Source organism: Pseudomonas vanderleydeniana (genome assembly GCF_014268755.2).
GTDB lineage: Bacteria > Pseudomonadota > Gammaproteobacteria > Pseudomonadales > Pseudomonadaceae > Aquipseudomonas > Aquipseudomonas vanderleydeniana.
In genome coordinates this window covers 6,528,859-6,547,502 of sequence record NZ_CP077093.1, presented here as the reverse complement: position 1 = coordinate 6,547,502, position 18,644 = coordinate 6,528,859, and the positions used below count along the sequence as shown (strand labels likewise).

The window sequence follows — 18,644 nt, the reverse complement described above, 5'->3', positions numbered from 1 at the left end:
CAAAGCACCGAAGACTGTCACATACCCGATTCGCTGGAGCGTTGCCCAAACAACGAGCCGGCTACAGAATTTCTTGACGACCATAGAGCATTGGAACCACCTGATCCCATCCCGAACTCAGAAGTGAAACGATGCATCGCCGATGGTAGTGTGGGGTTTCCCCATGTGAGAGTAGGTCATCGTCAAGATTAAATTCCGAAACCCCAATTGCGAAAGCAGTTGGGGTTTTGTCTTTTCTGGCGTTTGGAAGCGGACGCGGAGCGTCCTGGGATGCATTCCCACGCAGAGCGTGGGAACGATCGGGGGGCAGGGGTCAAGGATCAGGGTCAGGGATCGGGGATCAACGATCAGGGGGGCAGGGGTCAGGATCGGGGATCAGAGACCAGGGATCGGGGATCATGGGGAAGGGGCGACGATGATTCGTTCCTGTACCTGCAGGCGCCGGCTTGCTGGCGATCGATGCCGCAGACGCCTCAAAAGCTCCAGCCCGCTGGCCACCGATCGTTCCCACGCTCCGCGTGGGAATGCATCCACCGACGCTCCGCGTCACAGGGGGGGCATGTTTTCTATGCAATGAACCGGCTCATGGCTATCATGCGTGCCTCATTGTGAGGCGAGAACTGCATGCTGACTCTGTTAGAACTCCTGAAAGATGGCCGGTTTCACTCCGGGGAGGCGCTCGGCGCTGCGTTGGGCGTGAGTCGCAGCGCGGTGTGGAAGCAACTTCAGCAGCTGGAAGTGGAGCTCGGGCTGTCGATCCACAAGGTTCGTGGTCGCGGCTACCAGCTGGCCTCTCCTCTTGTTTTGCTCGATGCGCAGAAAATCGTCGCTGCCGGGCCTTCCCCCGCCTGGCCAGTGCATGCCTACGATTCCATTGATTCAACCAATGCCGAAGCGCTGCGCCTGGTCGAGCGGGGTGCATCTGCCCCCTTTATCGTCGTCGCCGAGCGGCAGACGTCCGGCCGTGGCCGCCGCGGACGTCAATGGGTCAGCCCCTTCGCGGAAAACATCTACTACAGCCTGCTGCTCAGGATCGACGGTGGTATGCGTCAGCTTGAGGGGCTGAGTCTTGTGGTCGGCCTCGCGGTCCTGCATGCGCTTCGTGAACAGGGCCTGCCGGGGGTCGGCTTGAAGTGGCCGAACGACGTCCTGATAGGGCGCAAGAAGATCGCCGGCATTTTGCTGGAGTTGGTCGGTGATCCCGCGGATGTCTGTCATGTGGTGCTGGGCATCGGCGTCAACGCCAACATGCAGGCAGCCGAGCAGATTGATCAGCCATGGACTTCGGTGCGCTCGGAAATAGGGCGCCCGGTCGATCGTAACCAGTTGATCTCTTCCCTGAGCAAAAAGCTCCAGGAGTACCTGCGGTTGCATCGCGAGGCGGGCTTCGCCGCCATACAGGCGGAGTGGGAGCAGAATCATCTCTGGCAGGGGCGGGAAGTGTCCCTGGTTGCCGGCGTCAATAGCATCAATGGCACAGTGCTGGGGATCGACCAGCAGGGGGCGCTGCGCCTGTCGGTCGACGGCGTCGAGAAGGTGTTCAGTGGTGGCGAGCTCAGCCTGAGGTTGCGCGATGATTCTTGAGCTCGATTGCGGTAACAGCTTCATCAAGTGGCGGGTCATTCGCACGAGTTGCCAGGATGTGCTGGTTGGAGGTGTCGTGGACGCTGACCTGGCGTTGCTGCAGCGCCTGCGTGAAGAGCCAGGTTTGACTCTGGCCTGGTGTCGCCTGGTCAGCGTGCGCACCGAAGAGGAAACCCAGCGTCTCGTGGCGGCGATTTCCGATGCCTTTGCCATCGAGGTCATATGCGCGCGTCCTGCCGAAGAGATGGCGGGTGTGCGTAATGGCTACCGGGAGCATGAGCGCCTGGGGCTCGATCGCTGGCTGGCCATGCTGGGGGCTTTCCACCTCGCGGGCGGTCCATGCCTGGTGCTGGATCTGGGGACTGCTGTCACGGCTGACTTCATTGCGCTGGACGGCCAGCATCTGGGCGGCTTCATTTGTCCGGGGATGCAGTTGATGCGTAACCAGTTGCGTACCCATACTCGACGGATCCGCTACGACGACGTGGCGGCTGAGCGGGCGTTGGCCAGCCTGGCTCCAGGGCGGGAAACCGTCGAGGCGGTGGAGCGTGGCTGTTTGCTGATGCTGCGTGGTTTCATCCTGACCCAGCTGCAGCAGGCCCGGGAATACTGGGGGAGTGATTTCAAAGTATTTCTCACCGGAGGCGATGCGCCGCTGGTCAGTGAGATGGTGCCTGACGCCTGCTGGGCGCCAGACCTGGTATTTGTCGGCCTGGCGATAGCCTGCCCGTTGAGTTGAGGTTTCTATGCGTTGGTTGTTTCTGCTGTTGCTGGTGCTCAATGGTGTCTATTACGTCTGGCACCAGCAGGAGGCGCCCCTGAAGGCGAAGGAGGTGGCTCCCTTGTCGCTCTATCGCAGTGCCCACCAGGATATCCAGCTGCTGAGCGAATCGGACAGCGCCGGTGCCCGCAAGACGGCTGCGAAGGACCAGGAAAGTGAATCGGAGTGTCTTTACCTGGGCGGCGTGCCACGCCAGGAGGTGGCGCAGTCGATTCAGCAGCGCCTGCAGGGCATGGATATCAAGGCGCGCGTGCAGCGTGTGAACGTTCCTGATGCCCCTGGCTACTGGGTTCGTGTCGCCCCCGAGAGCCGGCGTTTGCTGGACGATGCGCAGCTGCAGAATCTTGCTAAGGAATTCAATGAGTTAAAACATAAAATAATGTTGTGCGAGGGTATTGCAGGTGTCGAATAGTTTGCATAGAATGGCGCCCGCTCCGCAGCGAAGACCTCTTGAGGGATTAGCCACGAAGCAGCGTCAATGCAACTAACCTCATAATTTTAAATGAGAAATTGCTTGACAGAGGTTCAGCATGATGTAGAATGCGCCTCACATTGGAGGGGTTCCCGAGCGGCCAAAGGGATCAGACTGTAAATCTGACGTCTCAGACTTCGAAGGTTCGAATCCTTCTCCCTCCACCATAATTTAGGCGGAAGCAGCAGGCTCCGCGGGTATAGTTTAGTGGTAGAACCTCAGCCTTCCAAGCTGATGATGCGGGTTCGATTCCCGCTACCCGCTCCAAGTTTTGCTGGTTTTGCAAGGTGTTTCGCTCTTGTAGCTCAGTTGGTAGAGCACACCCTTGGTAAGGGTGAGGTCAGCGGTTCAAATCCGCTCAAGAGCTCCATACAGACAAGGCGGATATGCAAATATCCGCCTTTGTTTTAAGTGGTTGTAGTTGTTGCAATGTCTCTGTCTGGTCGGCATAATGGTCGGCCTGATTCAAGTTTTAGGTCAGTAGCTCAATTGGCAGAGCGACGGTCTCCAAAACCGTAGGTTGGGGGTTCGATTCCCTCCTGACCTGCCAGATTCACTCGATGTGTCTGGCTTTCTTCTCACAGGATCCTCGTAGATGACCACCAACACTGAAGCCCAAGGCTCTCGCTTAGATCTTCTCAAGTGGCTCGTTGTAGTCGCGCTGGTGGTTGTTGGGGTTGTTGGTAACCAGTACTACGCTGGTTCGCCGGTCCTGTACCGTGTGCTTGCTCTGCTTGTCATCGCTGCTGTGGCTGCCTATGTCGGCCTGCAGACCGCGAAAGGCAAGTCGTTCTTCGTACTGGTCAAGGAAGCCCGCACCGAGATCCGTAAAGTCGTATGGCCGACTCGCCAAGAAACCACCCAGACCACTCTGATTGTCGTGGCTGTGGTCCTGGTTATGGCGCTGTTGCTGTGGGGTCTCGACTCCCTGCTCGGCTGGATTGTTTCCTTGATTGTTGGCTAAGGGTGACCCGTGGCTAAGCGTTGGTACGTTGTGCATGCTTACTCCGGTTACGAGAAGCATGTCATGCGCTCGTTGATCGAGCGAGTAAAGCTGGCAGGCATGGAAGATGGCTTCGGCGAAATTCTGGTCCCTACTGAAGAAGTAGTGGAAATGCGTAATGGCCAGAAGCGCAAGAGCGAGCGCAAGTTCTTCCCTGGCTACGTGCTGGTACAGATGGAAATGAACGAGGGTACTTGGCACTTGGTCAAGGATACTCCTCGGGTGATGGGCTTCATTGGCGGTACTGCCGACAAGCCTGCGCCAATCACCGATAAAGAGGCTGACGCCATTCTGCGTCGCGTCGCTGATGGTAGCGACAAGCCTAAGCCGAAGACGCTGTTCGAGCCGGGCGAAGTGGTCCGCGTTATCGACGGTCCGTTCGCAGACTTCAACGGCTCGGTCGAAGAGGTCAACTACGAAAAGAGCCGGATTCAGGTCGCAGTGCTCATTTTCGGTCGCTCTACTCCGGTAGAGCTGGAGTTCAGCCAGGTCGAGAAGGTCTAGCTGGGCAAGCATCCCAACCCCGCAGTCCAAGGCTGTGGGGTTTTGTCGTCACTGGGATAAAACGCAAGTCATCCGGGGAGCCATCTGGCGTTCGTACCCGATTTTGGAGTAGCTCATGGCTAAGAAGATTCAGGCTTACATCAAGCTGCAAGTTAAGGCCGGCCAGGCCAACCCAAGCCCACCCGTTGGTCCAGCACTGGGTCAACACGGTGTGAATATCATGGAATTCTGCAAGGCTTTCAACGCCCGTACCCAGGGTCAGGAAGCTGGTCTGCCGACTCCAGTGATCATCACTGTCTACAGTGACCGCAGCTTCACTTTCGAAACCAAGTCCACCCCGGCTTCGGTTCTGCTGAAAAAGGCCGCCGGCCTGACCAGCGGTTCCGCTCGTCCGAACACCGTTAAGGTTGGCACCGTTACCCGTGCTCAGCTGGAAGAGATCGCGAAAGTCAAAAACGCTGATCTGACTGCAGCTGACCTGGATGCAGCCGTGCGTACCATCGCCGGTTCTGCTCGTAGCATGGGCCTTAACGTGGAGGGTGTGTAATGGCTAAGCTGACCAAGCGCCAAAAGGCTATTGCCGGCAAAATCGAAGCAGGCAAGTCCTACAGCTTTGTAGACGCTGCTGCTCTGCTGACCGAGCTGTCGACTGTCAAGTTCAGCGAGTCCTTTGACGTTGCTGTAAACCTGGGCGTTGACCCACGTAAATCCGACCAGGTCGTACGTAGCGCTACCGTGCTGCCTCACGGCACTGGCAAAACCGTTCGCGTTGCCGTGTTCACCCAGGGTCCAGCTGCTGAAGCTGCCCTGGCTGCTGGCGCCGACCGTGTTGGCATGGACGACCTGGCTGCCGAAATGAAAGCCGGCGACCTGAACTACGACGTAGTCATCGCCTCCCCGGATGCAATGCGCGTTGTAGGTCAACTGGGTCAGGTTCTGGGTCCACGTGGCCTGATGCCTAACCCGAAAGTCGGTACCGTGACTCCTGACGTTGCTACTGCCGTCAAGAACGCCAAGGCTGGTCAGGTTCGCTACCGCACCGACAAGAACGGTATCATTCACACTTCCGTTGGCAAGATCGGTTTCGACGCCGTCAAGCTGAAGGAAAACGTTGAAGCCCTGATCGCTGACCTGAAGCGTATCAAGCCAGCTTCCGCGAAAGGTATCTACGTCAAGCGCGTTACCCTGAGCACCACCATGGGCCCAGGTCTGGTCATCGACCAGAGCTCGCTGGACGCGTAAGACATGTGTGGGTGCAAGCGATTGCACCCATTGAAAGATTGGGGTCCCTGCCTGGCGGGGGCTATCCAAGACCGTAGGCGGCGCAAGTCTTAAACCTCAAGCCTACGCAGATGGTGCTCCCGGTTCCTTACCGAATCAGACACCAAAACGACATCAGGCTCTGGCCTGATGAAACGGTAACAAGCAGGAGTTAAACCCGTGGCAATTAATCTCGAAGACAAGAAGGCCATCGTCGCTGAAGTCAACGAGGCTGCCAAAGTCGCTCTGTCCGCTGTCGTGGCTGATGCCCGTGGCGTAACAGTAGGCGCAATGACCGGACTCCGTAAAGAGGCTCGTGAAGCTGGCGTATACGTACGTGTCGTACGTAACACCCTGCTCAAGCGCGCCGTTGCCGACACTCAATACAGTGTCCTCAACGACGTGTTCACCGGCCCGACCCTGATCGCGTTCTCCAACGAACATCCGGGCGCTGCTGCCCGTATCTTCAAAGAGTTCGCCAAGGGTCAGGACAAGTTCGAGATCAAGGCAGCTGCGTTCGAGGGCAAGTTCCTCGCAGCCAATCAGATCGACGTACTGGCAACTCTGCCGACCCGCGACGAAGCAATCGCACAGCTGATGAGCGTGATCCAAGGCGCTACCAGCAAGCTGGCTCGTACTCTGGCGGCAATTCGCGACCAGAAGGAAGCGGCTGCAGCCTAAGGCTGAGCGCTTCATCTCTCGCGTATTTTTGTTTATTTCGATGGCCTGCAGGCTATCCCCCAATTCAGGAATTGAGTCATGTCTCTGACTAACGAACAAATCATCGAAGCGATCGGCCAGAAATCCGTAGTGGAAATCGTTGAGCTGATCAAAGCGATGGAAGAAACCTTCGGCGTTACCGCTGCTGCCGCTGTTGCCGCTGGCCCAGCTGCTGCTGCCGCTGCTGTTGAAGAGCAAACCGAGTTCAACGTTGTCCTGGTTGAAGCTGGCGACAAGAAAGTCAACGTCATCAAGGCCGTTCGTGAACTGACCGGTCTGGGCCTGAAAGAAGCCAAAGAGAAAGTTGACGGCGCTCCTCAGGTTGTTGCTGAAGGCGTTTCGAAAGAAGCTGCTGAAGACGCCAAGAAGAAGCTGGAAGAAGCAGGCGCCAAAGTCGAGCTCAAGTAAGCTCAGACCTTGCGTCTCCGGCCCAAGCGTTAAGCGAAAGGCTGATGGCTGGTGGCTTTTGCCACCGGCCTTTTTCCGTTATTGGCGACCGGCTCGGTCGGTGCCTCTAACGTGCTTCACCCACCCGAGGCGGTGGCGCAGACCAAGGGGTCTGCACGATTTTCTGGCTGCTCCCGTCGGGAGAAGCCAAACAAGCAGGTGACCAAGCTGGGGAACGCTGATGGCTTACTCATATACTGAGAAAAAACGTATCCGCAAGGACTTTAGCAAGTTGCCGGACGTCATGGACGTACCGTACCTCCTGGCTATCCAGCTGGATTCGTATCGCGAATTCTTGCAGGCGGGCGCGACCAAGGACCAGTTCCGTGACGTCGGTCTGCATGCGGCCTTCAAATCCGTTTTCCCGATCATCAGCTACTCCGGCAACGCTGCTCTGGAGTACGTTGGCTATCGTTTGGGCGAACCGGCCTTTGACGTCAAGGAATGCGTATTGCGCGGCGTGACCTACGCGGTTCCGCTGCGAGTGAAAGTGCGCCTGATCATTTTCGACAAAGAATCGTCGAACAAAGCGATCAAGGACATCAAAGAGCAAGAAGTCTACATGGGTGAAATCCCCCTGATGACTGAGAACGGTACCTTCGTTATCAACGGTACCGAGCGCGTAATCGTTTCCCAGCTGCACCGTTCCCCGGGCGTGTTCTTCGATCACGACCGCGGCAAGACGCACAGCTCCGGCAAACTGCTGTACTCGGCTCGCATCATTCCTTACCGCGGTTCGTGGCTGGACTTCGAGTTCGACCCGAAAGACTGCGTGTTCGTGCGTATCGACCGTCGCCGCAAGCTGCCAGCTTCCGTGCTGCTGCGCGCGCTGGGCTACAGCACCGAAGAAGTGCTCGACGCTTTCTACACCACCAACGTCTTCCACGTTAAGGGCGAGACCCTGAGCCTGGAACTGGTGCCTCAGCGCCTGCGTGGTGAGATCGCTGTCCTCGACATCCAGGATGGCAACGGCAAGGTGATTGTCGAGCAGGGCCGTCGTATCACTGCTCGTCACATCAACCAGCTGGAAAAAGCCGGTGTCAAAGAGCTGGAAGTACCGCTGGACTACGTCCTGGGCCGTACTACCGCCAAGGCTATCGTGCACCCGGCTACCGGTGAAATCCTGGCTGAATGCAACACCGAGCTGAACACCGAGCTGCTGGCCAAGATGGCCAAGGCCCAGGTCGTTCGCATCGAGACGTTGTACACCAACGACATCGACTGCGGTCCGTTCATCTCCGATACCCTGAAGATCGACTCCACCAGCAACCAACTGGAAGCGCTGGTCGAGATCTATCGCATGATGCGTCCTGGCGAGCCGCCAACCAAGGATGCCGCCGAAACCCTGTTCAACAACCTGTTCTTCAGCGCCGAGCGTTACGATCTGTCCGCCGTGGGCCGCATGAAGTTCAACCGTCGTATCGGTCGTACCGAGATCGAAGGTTCGGGCGTGCTGTGCAAGGAAGATATCGTCGAGGTTCTCAAGACCCTGGTCGACATCCGTAACGGCAAGGGCATCGTCGACGACATCGACCACCTGGGTAACCGTCGCGTGCGTTGCGTCGGCGAGATGGCCGAGAACCAGTTCCGCGTTGGCCTGGTGCGCGTAGAGCGCGCGGTCAAGGAACGTCTGTCGATGGCCGAAAGCGAAGGCCTGATGCCGCAAGACCTGATCAACGCCAAGCCAGTGGCTGCGGCGGTGAAGGAGTTCTTCGGTTCCAGCCAGCTGTCGCAGTTCATGGACCAGAACAACCCGCTCTCCGAGATCACCCACAAGCGTCGTGTCTCCGCACTCGGCCCAGGTGGTCTGACCCGTGAGCGTGCAGGCTTCGAAGTTCGTGACGTACACCCGACCCACTACGGTCGCGTATGCCCGATCGAAACCCCTGAAGGTCCGAACATCGGTCTGATCAACTCCCTGGCGGCCTATGCCCGCACCAACCAGTACGGCTTCCTGGAAAGCCCGTATCGCGTGGTGAAAGAGGGTGTGGTAACCGACGACATCGTGTTCCTGTCCGCTATCGAAGAAGCCGATCACGTGATCGCGCAGGCTTCGGCGACCATGAACGAACAGAAAGTGCTGGTCGACGAGCTGGTAGCCGTTCGTCACCTGAACGAATTCACCGTCAAGGCGCCGGAAGACGTCACCCTGATGGACGTTTCGCCGAAGCAGGTAGTTTCGGTCGCTGCGTCGCTGATTCCGTTCCTCGAGCACGACGACGCCAACCGTGCGTTGATGGGTTCGAACATGCAGCGTCAGGCTGTACCTACCCTGCGTGCCGACAAGCCGCTGGTCGGTACCGGTATGGAGCGCAACGTTGCCCGTGACTCCGGCGTTTGCGTCGTGGCTCGTCGTGGCGGCGTGATCGACTCCGTCGATGCCAGCCGTATCGTGGTTCGTGTTGCCGATGACGAAGTTGAACCGGGCGAAGCCGGTGTCGACATCTACAACCTGACCAAATACACCCGCTCGAACCAGAACACCTGCATCAACCAGCGTCCGCTGGTGAGCAAGGGTGATCGCGTTCAGCGTAGCGACATCATGGCCGACGGCCCGTCCACCGACATGGGTGAACTGGCTCTGGGTCAGAACATGCGCATCGCCTTCATGGCATGGAACGGCTTCAACTTCGAAGACTCCATCTGCCTGTCGGAACGCGTTGTTCAGGAAGACCGCTTCACCACGATCCACATCCAGGAACTGACCTGTGTGGCCCGTGACACCAAGCTCGGCCCAGAAGAGATCACCGCGGACATCCCGAACGTGGGTGAGGCTGCGCTGAACAAACTGGACGAAGCCGGTATCGTCTACGTCGGTGCCGAAGTCGGCCCGGGCGACATCCTGGTCGGCAAGGTCACTCCGAAAGGCGAGACCCAGCTGACGCCGGAAGAAAAACTGCTGCGCGCGATCTTCGGTGAGAAGGCCAGCGACGTTAAGGACACCTCCCTGCGCGTGCCAACCGGCACCAAGGGTACCGTCATCGACGTCCAGGTCTTCACCCGTGATGGCGTCGAGCGCGACAGCCGTGCCCTGTCCATCGAGAAGAGCCAGCTCGACGAGATCCGCAAGGACCTCAACGAGGAGTTCCGCATCGTTGAAGGCGCGACCTTCGAGCGTCTGCGCTCCGCCCTGGTCGGCCACACCGTCGAAGGCGGCGCTGGCCTGAAGAAAGGCCAGGAGATCACCAACGAAGTCCTCGACGGTCTCGAGCACGGCCAGTGGTTCAAGCTGCGCATGACCGAAGATGCTCTGAACGAGCAGCTCGAGAAGGCCCAGGCCTACATCGTTGATCGTCGCCGTCTGCTGGACGACAAGTTCGAAGACAAGAAGCGCAAGCTGCAGCAGGGCGATGACCTGGCTCCGGGCGTACTGAAGATCGTCAAGGTCTACCTGGCAATCCGTCGTCGCATCCAGCCGGGCGACAAGATGGCCGGTCGTCACGGTAACAAGGGTGTGGTCTCCGTGATCATGCCGGTCGAAGACATGCCGCACGACGCCAACGGTACTCCGGTCGACGTGGTTCTCAACCCGCTGGGCGTACCTTCGCGTATGAACGTCGGTCAGATCCTCGAAACCCACCTGGGCCTCGCGGCCAAGGGCCTGGGCGAGAAGATCAACCGCATGCTCGAAGAGCAGCGCAAGGTCGCTGACCTGCGCAAGTTCCTGCACGAGATCTACAACGAGATCGGCGGCCGCAACGAAGAGCTGGACAGCTTCTCCGACCAGGAAATCCTGGACCTGGCGAAGAACCTCAAGGGCGGCGTACCTATGGCCACCCCGGTGTTCGACGGTGCTAAGGAAGTTGAAATCAAGGCCATGCTGAAACTGGCTGACCTGCCAGAAAGCGGCCAGATGCAGCTGTTCGACGGTCGTACCGGCAACAAGTTCGAGCGTCCGGTTACCGTTGGCTACATGTACATGCTCAAACTGAACCACTTGGTAGACGACAAGATGCACGCTCGTTCTACCGGTTCGTACAGCCTGGTTACCCAGCAGCCGCTGGGTGGTAAGGCGCAGTTCGGTGGTCAGCGTTTCGGGGAGATGGAGGTCTGGGCACTGGAAGCATACGGTGCTGCCTACACTCTGCAGGAAATGCTCACAGTGAAGTCGGACGATGTGAACGGTCGGACCAAGATGTACAAGAACATCGTGGACGGCGATCACCGTATGGAGCCGGGCATGCCCGAGTCCTTCAACGTGTTGATCAAGGAAATTCGTTCCCTCGGCATCGATATCGATCTGGAAACCGAATAACACGTGACGCGATCGAGAGCGGGGCTGTATCAGCCCGCTCTCTGCTCCGCCAGGAGGAAAGGCCTTGAAAGACCTACTGAATTTGCTGAAAAACCAGGGTCAAGTCGAAGAGTTCGACGCCATCCGTATCGGATTGGCCTCGCCTGAGATGATCCGTTCGTGGTCGTTCGGTGAAGTTAAAAAGCCGGAAACCATCAACTACCGTACGTTCAAACCTGAGCGTGACGGCCTGTTCTGCGCCAAGATCTTTGGCCCGGTCAAGGATTACGAGTGCCTGTGCGGTAAGTACAAGCGCTTGAAACATCGTGGCGTGATCTGCGAGAAGTGCGGCGTTGAAGTCGCCCTGGCCAAGGTTCGTCGTGAGCGCATGGCGCACATCGAACTGGCTTCGCCGGTTGCCCACATCTGGTTCCTGAAGTCCCTGCCGTCCCGTATCGGCCTGCTGATGGACATGACCCTGCGTGATATCGAGCGCGTTCTCTATTTCGAGAGCTATGTCGTTATCGATCCGGGCATGACCACCCTGGAAAAAGGCCAGCTGCTGAACGACGAGCAGTACTTCGAAGCCCTCGAAGAGTTCGGTGACGACTTCGACGCCCGCATGGGTGCCGAGGCTGTTCGCGAGCTGCTGCACGCGATCGACCTGGAGCACGAGATTGGCCGTCTGCGCGAAGAAATTCCGCAAACCAACTCGGAAACCAAGATCAAGAAGCTGTCCAAGCGTCTGAAGTTGATGGAAGCCTTCCAGGGCTCCGGCAACCTGCCAGAGTGGATGGTGTTGACCGTTCTGCCGGTTCTGCCGCCAGACCTGCGTCCACTGGTTCCACTGGATGGCGGTCGTTTCGCGACTTCCGACCTCAACGATCTGTATCGTCGAGTGATCAACCGTAACAACCGTCTCAAGCGCCTGCTGGATCTGTCCGCGCCTGACATCATCGTGCGCAACGAAAAGCGCATGCTGCAGGAAGCCGTTGACGCCCTGCTGGACAACGGTCGTCGCGGTCGCGCCATCACCGGTTCGAACAAGCGTCCTCTGAAATCCCTGGCCGACATGATCAAGGGTAAGCAAGGTCGTTTCCGTCAGAACCTGCTCGGTAAGCGCGTTGACTACTCCGGCCGTTCGGTAATTACCGTAGGTCCGACCCTGCGTCTGCACCAGTGCGGTCTGCCGAAGAAGATGGCCCTCGAGCTGTTCAAGCCGTTCATTTTCGGCAAGCTGGAAATGCGTGGTCTGGCGACCACCATCAAGGCTGCCAAGAAGATGGTCGAGCGCGAGCTGCCAGAGGTTTGGGACGTTCTCGCCGAAGTGATTCGCGAACACCCCGTACTGCTCAACCGTGCACCGACCCTTCACCGTCTGGGTATCCAGGCCTTTGAACCGGTACTGATCGAAGGTAAGGCTATCCAGCTGCACCCACTGGTCTGTGCTGCGTACAACGCCGACTTCGACGGTGACCAGATGGCCGTGCACGTGCCGCTGACGCTGGAAGCCCAGCTGGAAGCGCGCGCGCTGATGATGTCGACCAACAACATCCTGTCGCCAGCCAACGGTGAGCCGATCATCGTTCCGTCGCAGGACGTGGTACTGGGTCTGTACTACATGACCCGTGAAGCGATCAACGCCAAGGGCGAAGGTCGCGTGTTCGCCGACCTGCAGGAAGTCGACCGCGTATTCCGCGCCGGCGAAGCCGCGCTGCACGCCAAGATCAAGGTCCGTATCACTGAAACCGTGAACGACCGTGACGGCAACAGCGTCCAGAACACCCGTATTGTCGACACCACTGTCGGCCGTGCGCTGCTGTTCCAGGTGGTTCCGAAAGGCCTGTCGTTCGACGTCGTCAACCTGCCGATGAAGAAGAAGGCGATCTCCAAGCTGATCAACCAGTGCTATCGCGTGGTAGGTCTGAAAGAGACCGTTATCTTCGCTGACCAGTTGATGTACACCGGTTTTGCCTACTCGACCATCTCCGGCGTTTCCATCGGTGTTAACGACTTCGTTATCCCGGATGAAAAAGCCCGCATCATCGGTGCCGCCACCGACGAAGTGAAAGAGATCGAGAGCCAGTACGCCTCCGGCCTGGTCACCCAGGGCGAGAAGTACAACAAGGTCATCGACTTGTGGTCCAAGGCGAACGACGAAGTCTCCAAGGCGATGATGGCCAACCTCTCGAAAGAGAAGGTCGTCGACCGTCACGGTGAAACCGTCGACCAGGAATCCTTCAACTCGATGTACATGATGGCTGACTCGGGTGCGCGGGGTTCCGCCGCACAGATCCGTCAGCTGGCCGGTATGCGTGGTCTGATGGCCAAGCCGGACGGCTCCATCATTGAAACGCCGATCACTGCGAACTTCCGTGAAGGCCTGAGCGTACTCCAGTACTTCATCTCCACTCACGGTGCTCGTAAGGGTCTTGCGGATACCGCGTTGAAAACCGCGAACTCCGGTTACCTGACTCGTCGTCTGGTAGACGTGGCGCAGGACCTGGTGGTGACCGAGATCGATTGCGGCACCGAACACGGCCTGCTGATGACTCCGCACATTGAAGGCGGTGATGTCGTGGAGCCGCTGGGTGAGCGCGTATTGGGTCGTGTTATCGCCCGTGACGTGTTCAAGCCGGGTACCGAGGACGTTATCGTTCCTGCTGGCACCCTGGTTGACGAGAAGTGGGTCGAGTTCATCGAACTCAACAGCATCGACGAAGTGATCGTGCGTTCGCCGATCAGCTGCGAAACCCGCTATGGCATCTGCGCCAAGTGCTACGGTCGTGACCTGGCTCGCGGTCACCAGGTGAACATCGGTGAAGCGGTTGGCGTTATCGCGGCCCAGTCCATCGGTGAGCCGGGTACCCAGCTGACCATGCGTACGTTCCACATCGGTGGTGCTGCAAGCCGGACCTCGGCTGCCGACAGCGTCCAGGTGAAGAACGGCGGTACCGTTCGTCTGCACAACCTGAAGCACGTAGAGCGTGTCGACGGTCACCTGGTAGCGGTATCCCGTTCCGGTGAGCTGGCGATCGCCGACGACTTCGGTCGTGAGCGCGAGCGCTACAAGCTGCCGTACGGTGCGGTGATCTCGGTGAAGGAAGGCGACAAGGTCGACGCTGGTGCCATCGTGGCCAAGTGGGACCCGCACACTCACCCGATCGTTACCGAAATGAAAGGTACCGTGACCTACGTGGGCATGGAAGAAGGCATCACGATCAAGCGTCAGACCGACGAATTGACCGGTATGACCAACATTGAAGTACTCGACGTCAAGGATCGTCCAGCTGCCGGTAAGGACATGCGTCCTGCGGTCAAGATGGTCGACGACAACGGCAAGGATCTGTTGCTGCCAGGCACTGACGTTATCGCTCAGTACTTCCTGCCAGCCAACGCCCTGGTCGGTGTGGCGGACGGTGCGCGGATCGCGATCGGTGACGTTATCGCGCGTATCCCGCAGGAAACTTCGAAGACTCGTGACATCACCGGTGGTCTGCCGCGTGTTGCCGACCTGTTCGAGGCCCGTCGTCCGAAAGAGGCGTCGATCCTGGCTGAAGTCAGCGGCACCATCGCGTTCGGTAAAGAGACCAAGGGCAAGCGCCGTCTGGTCATCACCCCGAACGACGGTAGCGATCCGTACGAAGAGCTGATTCCGAAGTGGCGCCACCTGAACGTCTTCGAAGGCGAACAGGTAAACCGCGGCGAAGTTATCTCCGACGGCCCGAGCGATCCGCACGACATCCTGCGTCTGCTGGGTGTGAGTGCACTGGCCAAGTACATCGTCAACGAGATCCAGGACGTTTACCGCCTGCAAGGCGTGAAGATCAACGACAAGCACATCGAGACCATCCTGCGTCAGATGCTGCGTAAGGTTGAGATCACCGAATCGGGCGACTCCAGCTTCATCAAGGGCGACCAGATGGAACTGACTCAGGTTCTCGTGGAAAACGAGCGCCTGGGCGCGGAAGACAAGTTTGTCTCCAAGTTCACTCGCGTCCTGCTGGGTATCACCAAGGCGTCGTTGTCGACCGAGTCGTTCATCTCCGCGGCCTCCTTCCAGGAGACCACCCGCGTACTGACCGAAGCGGCCGTTACCGGCAAGCGCGACTACCTGCGCGGCCTGAAAGAAAACGTGGTCGTGGGTCGTCTGATCCCGGCCGGTACCGGTCTGGCCTACCACAGCGAGCGCAAGCGTCGCCGTGACCTGGACAAACCGCTGCGCGTAAGCGCCAGTGAAGTGGAAGCTGCACTGACCGAAGCGCTGAACTCGAGCGGTAACTGAGTTCTGCGGTAGTAGTAGAGTGAGGCCCTGGTAGCCCTTTCCCGATCGACGTGACGTTTTCTGTTGCGATGAGCGGGGAGAGGAGGCCGGGGCCTCGTCTTGACTGGGGGCAAGATCCTCTTTAGACTCTTGTACCCCTAAATTTGGCGGGGATCCGTTCCTGTCATTTTGCTTTCTTGTCGACAATAGCGTCGCAAGACAACAGTGGAGCTAGTAGATGGCAACTATCAACCAGCTGGTACGTCAGCCGCGTAAGCGTATCGTCGAGAAATCCGACGTTCCTGCGCTGCAGAACTGCCCGCAACGTCGTGGCGTGTGCACCCGTGTGTACACCACTACGCCGAAAAAACCTAACTCGGCACTGCGTAAAGTATGCCGTGTGCGTCTGACCAACGGTTTCGAGGTTTCCTCGTACATCGGTGGTGAAGGCCACAACCTGCAAGAGCACAGCGTGGTTCTGATCCGTGGCGGTCGTGTAAAAGACTTGCCAGGTGTTCGTTACCACACCGTTCGCGGCTCTCTGGATACCTCCGGCGTCAAAGGCCGTAACCAGGGTCGTTCGAAGTACGGTACCAAGCGTCCGAAGTAATTGGTCGTTTGCAGTTTCTAATTTTATTGAGTCGATAAGAGTAAGGTCGGGCATGAACACCTTCGGGTGTGTTGTCCCGAGCTAACCTGAAGACCGTTTGAGGGCTTATCATGCCAAGACGTCGCGTAGCAGCCAAACGTGAGATTCTCGACGATCCTAAGTACGGATCGCAGATTCTCGCCAAGTTCATGAACCACGTAATGGAAAGCGGCAAGAAGGCCGTTGCCGAGCGTATCGTTTACGGTGCTCTGGATACCGTGAAGGCACGCAAGGCCGGTACCGATCCCCTGGAACTCTTCGAAAAAGCACTCGACGCCATCGCTCCGCTGGTCGAAGTGAAGTCGCGCCGCGTTGGTGGTGCTACTTACCAGGTTCCGGTAGAAGTTCGTCCTTCGCGCCGTAATGCTCTGGCAATGCGTTGGTTGGTAGACTTCGCCCGCAAGCGCGGCGAGAAGTCCATGGCTCTGCGTTTGGCTGGCGAACTGCTGGACGCTGCCGAAGGTAAAGGTGCTGCAGTTAAGAAGCGTGAAGACGTGCACCGTATGGCTGAAGCCAACAAGGCTTTCTCGCACTACCGCTTCTAATTTTAGCGTCACTAATTTTGCGAGGGCTTTATGGCTCGTACTACTGCAATCAACCGCTACCGTAACATTGGTATCTGTGCCCACGTTGACGCGGGCAAGACCACCACTACCGAGCGGATCCTGTTCTACACAGGCCTCAGCCACAAGATGGGTGAGGTTCATGACGGCGCTGCGACCACCGACTGGATGGTGCAGGAGCAGGAGCGGGGTATTACCATTACCTCCGCTGCCGTAACCACTTTCTGGAAAGGTTCGCGCGGTCAGTACGATAACTATCGTGTGAACGTGATCGACACCCCCGGCCACGTAGACTTCACCATCGAAGTAGAGCGTTCGCTGCGCGTACTCGACGGCGCTGTCGTCGTGTTCTGCGGTACTTCCGGTGTTGAGCCTCAGTCCGAAACCGTATGGCGTCAGGCCAACAAATACGGCGTTCCACGTGTTGTCTACGTGAACAAGATGGACCGTGCCGGTGCCAACTTCCTGCGCGTTGTCGGCCAGATCAAGAACCGCCTGGGTCACACCCCGGTTCCTGTTCAGTTGGCGATCGGTTCTGAAGAGAACTTCCAGGGTCAGGTCGACCTGATCAAGATGAAAGCCATCTACTGGAACGATGACGACAAGGGCACCACCTATCGCGAGGAAGAAATTCCTGCCGATATGGTCGAACTGGCCAACGAGTGGCGCAACAACATGGTCGAGGCAGCTGCCGAGGCCAACGAAGAGCTGATGAACAAGTACCTGGAAGAAGGTGACCTGTCCGTCGAAGAGATCAAGGCTGGTCTGCGCGCCCGTACCCTGGCGAGCGAGATCGTTCCTGCGGTCTGCGGTTCCTCGTTCAAGAACAAGGGCGTTCCGCTGGTTCTCGACGCCGTTATCGACTACCTGCCGGCTCCGACCGAGATCCCTGCGATCAAGGGCGTTCACCCGGACAGCACTGACGACAACGAAATCGTCGACGAGCGTCATGCGGACGACAACGAGCCGTTCTCGGCTCTGGCGTTCAAGATCGCTACCGACCCATTCGTGGGTACTCTGACCTTCGTTCGCGTCTACTCCGGCTTCCTGAGCTCCGGTGACTCCGTCATCAACTCGGTGAAAGGCAAGAAAGAGCGCGTTGGTCGTATGGTGCAGATGCACGCCAACCAGCGTGACGAAATCAAGGAAGTACGTGCGGGCGACATCGCTGCGCTGATCGGTATGAAGGACGTCACCACCGGTGACACCCTGTGCGATATCGACAAGCCGATCATCCTTGAGCGTATGGACTTCCCTGAGCCGGTAATTTCGGTGGCTGTAGAGCCGAAAACCAAGGCTGACCAGGAGAAGATGGGTATCGCTCTGGGCAAGCTGGCCCAGGAAGACCCGTCGTTCCGCGTCAAGACCGACGAAGAAACCGGCCAGACCATTATCTCCGGTATGGGTGAGCTGCACCTGGACATCCTCGTTGACCGCATGAAGCGCGAGTTCAACGTCGAGGCCAACATCGGCAAGCCGCAGGTTTCGTACCGCGAGAAGATCACCGTTGGCTGTGAGATCGAAGGCAAGTTCGTTCGCCAGTCCGGTGGCCGTGGCCAGTTCGGCCATTGCTGGATTCGCTTCGCTCCGGCTGAAGTGGATGAAAAAGGCAATATCACTGAAGGTCTGGTGTTTGCCAACGAGGTCGTCGGTGGTGTGGTTCCTAAGGAATACATCCCGGCTATCCAGAAGGGTATCGAAGAGCAGATGAAGAACGGCGTTGTTGCCGGCTATCCGCTGATCGGCCTGAAGGCTACCGTGTTCGATGGTTCCTACCATGACGTCGACTCTAACGAGATGGCGTTCAAGGTGGCTGCCTCCATGGCGACCAAGCAGCTGCGTGAGAAGGGCAAGGGCGTCGTGCTTGAGCCGATCATGAAGGTTGAAGTAGTAACCCCTGAGGACTACATGGGTGACGTGATGGGTGACCTGAACCGTCGTCGTGGTCTGATCCAGGGTATGGAAGACTCGGTCTCCGGCAAGGTCATCCGCGCTGAAGTGCCGCTGGGTGAAATGTTCGGTTATGCGACCGATGTTCGCTCCATGTCCCAGGGTCGCGCGAGCTACTCCATGGAGTTTTCCAAGTACGCCGAAGCTCCGTCGAACATCGTCGAAGCTCTCGTTAAAAAACAAGGCTAATCCAGCCCTTTAGGCAAGGAGTTA

The 18,644-nt window shown here is 58.2% G+C and carries 14 protein-coding genes, 4 tRNA genes and 1 rRNA gene; all 19 read left to right on the top strand.

Going from position 1 to position 18,644, the window contains the following annotated elements:
- The first annotated feature begins 72 nt into the window (after positions 1–72).
- The 19 genes from rrf to fusA all read left to right on the top strand — a co-directional run bounded on the left by rrf (position 73) and on the right by fusA (position 18,620).
- Positions 73–188 (top strand): 5S ribosomal RNA (gene rrf, locus HU752_RS29495).
- Between the two features lie 436 nt (positions 189–624).
- On the top strand, positions 625–1,584 hold the full coding sequence (birA, locus tag HU752_RS29490) for a bifunctional biotin--[acetyl-CoA-carboxylase] ligase/biotin operon repressor BirA (protein ID WP_186683189.1): 960 nt from the start codon (positions 625–627) through the stop codon (positions 1,582–1,584).
- Positions 1,574–2,323: a pantothenate kinase gene (locus HU752_RS29485; protein ID WP_186683187.1), complete on the top strand. Its 750-nt coding sequence runs from the start codon at positions 1,574–1,576 to the stop codon at positions 2,321–2,323. Before birA ends, HU752_RS29485 begins: the two co-directional genes overlap by 11 nt.
- A gap of 7 nt (positions 2,324–2,330) precedes the next feature.
- Positions 2,331–2,777 (top strand): hypothetical protein, encoded by a 447-nt coding sequence (locus HU752_RS29480; RefSeq protein ID WP_186683186.1) that lies wholly within the window; start codon positions 2,331–2,333, stop codon positions 2,775–2,777.
- Between the two features lie 142 nt (positions 2,778–2,919).
- Positions 2,920–3,004 (top strand) — tRNA-Tyr (locus HU752_RS29475).
- 26 nt (positions 3,005–3,030) lie between these two features.
- Positions 3,031–3,104, top strand: a tRNA-Gly gene (locus HU752_RS29470).
- Between the two features lie 27 nt (positions 3,105–3,131).
- Positions 3,132–3,207 (top strand) — tRNA-Thr (locus HU752_RS29465).
- 104 nt (positions 3,208–3,311) lie between these two features.
- Positions 3,312–3,387, top strand: a tRNA-Trp gene (locus tag HU752_RS29460).
- A 45-nt stretch (positions 3,388–3,432) separates the two neighbouring features.
- A complete protein-coding gene (gene secE / locus HU752_RS29455; protein ID WP_186683184.1) occupies positions 3,433–3,801 on the top strand; it encodes a preprotein translocase subunit SecE in 369 nt (122 codons plus the stop codon).
- Positions 3,802–3,810: 9 nt separating this feature from the next.
- Positions 3,811–4,344: a transcription termination/antitermination protein NusG gene (gene nusG / locus HU752_RS29450; protein ID WP_186683182.1), complete on the top strand. Its 534-nt coding sequence runs from the start codon at positions 3,811–3,813 to the stop codon at positions 4,342–4,344.
- Between the two features lie 115 nt (positions 4,345–4,459).
- Positions 4,460–4,891: a 50S ribosomal protein L11 gene (gene rplK, locus HU752_RS29445; protein ID WP_186683180.1), complete on the top strand. Its 432-nt coding sequence runs from the start codon at positions 4,460–4,462 to the stop codon at positions 4,889–4,891.
- On the top strand, positions 4,891–5,586 hold the full coding sequence (gene rplA, locus HU752_RS29440) for a 50S ribosomal protein L1 (protein ID WP_186683178.1): 696 nt from the start codon (positions 4,891–4,893) through the stop codon (positions 5,584–5,586). Before rplK ends, rplA begins: the two co-directional genes overlap by 1 nt.
- 198 nt (positions 5,587–5,784) lie before the next feature.
- Positions 5,785–6,285 carry a 50S ribosomal protein L10 gene (gene rplJ / locus HU752_RS29435; protein ID WP_017901525.1) on the top strand — a complete coding sequence of 167 codons (501 nt, stop codon included), beginning with the start codon at positions 5,785–5,787 and terminating at the stop codon, positions 6,283–6,285.
- A gap of 78 nt (positions 6,286–6,363) precedes the next feature.
- Positions 6,364–6,732 carry a 50S ribosomal protein L7/L12 gene (gene rplL, locus HU752_RS29430; RefSeq protein WP_186683176.1) on the top strand — a complete coding sequence of 123 codons (369 nt, stop codon included), beginning with the start codon at positions 6,364–6,366 and terminating at the stop codon, positions 6,730–6,732.
- 220 nt (positions 6,733–6,952) lie between these two features.
- Positions 6,953–11,026 (top strand): DNA-directed RNA polymerase subunit beta, encoded by a 4,074-nt coding sequence (gene rpoB, locus HU752_RS29425; protein WP_186683174.1) that lies wholly within the window; start codon positions 6,953–6,955, stop codon positions 11,024–11,026.
- Positions 11,027–11,090: 64 nt separating this feature from the next.
- Complete coding sequence (gene rpoC, locus HU752_RS29420; RefSeq protein WP_186683172.1) at positions 11,091–15,290, top strand: DNA-directed RNA polymerase subunit beta'; 4,200 nt, start codon at positions 11,091–11,093, stop codon at positions 15,288–15,290.
- 217 nt (positions 15,291–15,507) lie between these two features.
- The gene (gene rpsL / locus HU752_RS29415) at positions 15,508–15,879 is read left to right on the top strand and encodes a 30S ribosomal protein S12 (protein WP_003186084.1); all 372 of its coding nucleotides are present in this window, start codon (positions 15,508–15,510) and stop codon (positions 15,877–15,879) included.
- A gap of 110 nt (positions 15,880–15,989) precedes the next feature.
- Positions 15,990–16,463 carry a 30S ribosomal protein S7 gene (rpsG, locus tag HU752_RS29410; RefSeq protein ID WP_007970418.1) on the top strand — a complete coding sequence of 158 codons (474 nt, stop codon included), beginning with the start codon at positions 15,990–15,992 and terminating at the stop codon, positions 16,461–16,463.
- Positions 16,464–16,493: 30 nt separating this feature from the next.
- Positions 16,494–18,620: an elongation factor G gene (gene fusA / locus HU752_RS29405; RefSeq protein ID WP_186683170.1), complete on the top strand. Its 2,127-nt coding sequence runs from the start codon at positions 16,494–16,496 to the stop codon at positions 18,618–18,620.
- Positions 18,621–18,644 lie beyond the last annotated feature (24 nt).

Coding starts and splice junctions, on each gene's coding strand:
- rpoB (WP_186683174.1), top strand. CDS start 6,953: ATGGCTTACTCATATACTGAGAAAAAACGTATCCGCAAGGACTTTAGC.
- birA (WP_186683189.1), top strand. CDS start 625: ATGCTGACTCTGTTAGAACTCCTGAAAGATGGCCGGTTTCACTCCGGG.
- rplA (WP_186683178.1), top strand. CDS start 4,891: ATGGCTAAGCTGACCAAGCGCCAAAAGGCTATTGCCGGCAAAATCGAA.
- fusA (WP_186683170.1), top strand. CDS start 16,494: ATGGCTCGTACTACTGCAATCAACCGCTACCGTAACATTGGTATCTGT.
- rpsG (WP_007970418.1), top strand. CDS start 15,990: ATGCCAAGACGTCGCGTAGCAGCCAAACGTGAGATTCTCGACGATCCT.
- rplL (WP_186683176.1), top strand. CDS start 6,364: ATGTCTCTGACTAACGAACAAATCATCGAAGCGATCGGCCAGAAATCC.
- HU752_RS29480 (WP_186683186.1), top strand. CDS start 2,331: ATGCGTTGGTTGTTTCTGCTGTTGCTGGTGCTCAATGGTGTCTATTAC.
- HU752_RS29485 (WP_186683187.1), top strand. CDS start 1,574: ATGATTCTTGAGCTCGATTGCGGTAACAGCTTCATCAAGTGGCGGGTC.
- rplK (WP_186683180.1), top strand. CDS start 4,460: ATGGCTAAGAAGATTCAGGCTTACATCAAGCTGCAAGTTAAGGCCGGC.
- rpsL (WP_003186084.1), top strand. CDS start 15,508: ATGGCAACTATCAACCAGCTGGTACGTCAGCCGCGTAAGCGTATCGTC.
- secE (WP_186683184.1), top strand. CDS start 3,433: ATGACCACCAACACTGAAGCCCAAGGCTCTCGCTTAGATCTTCTCAAG.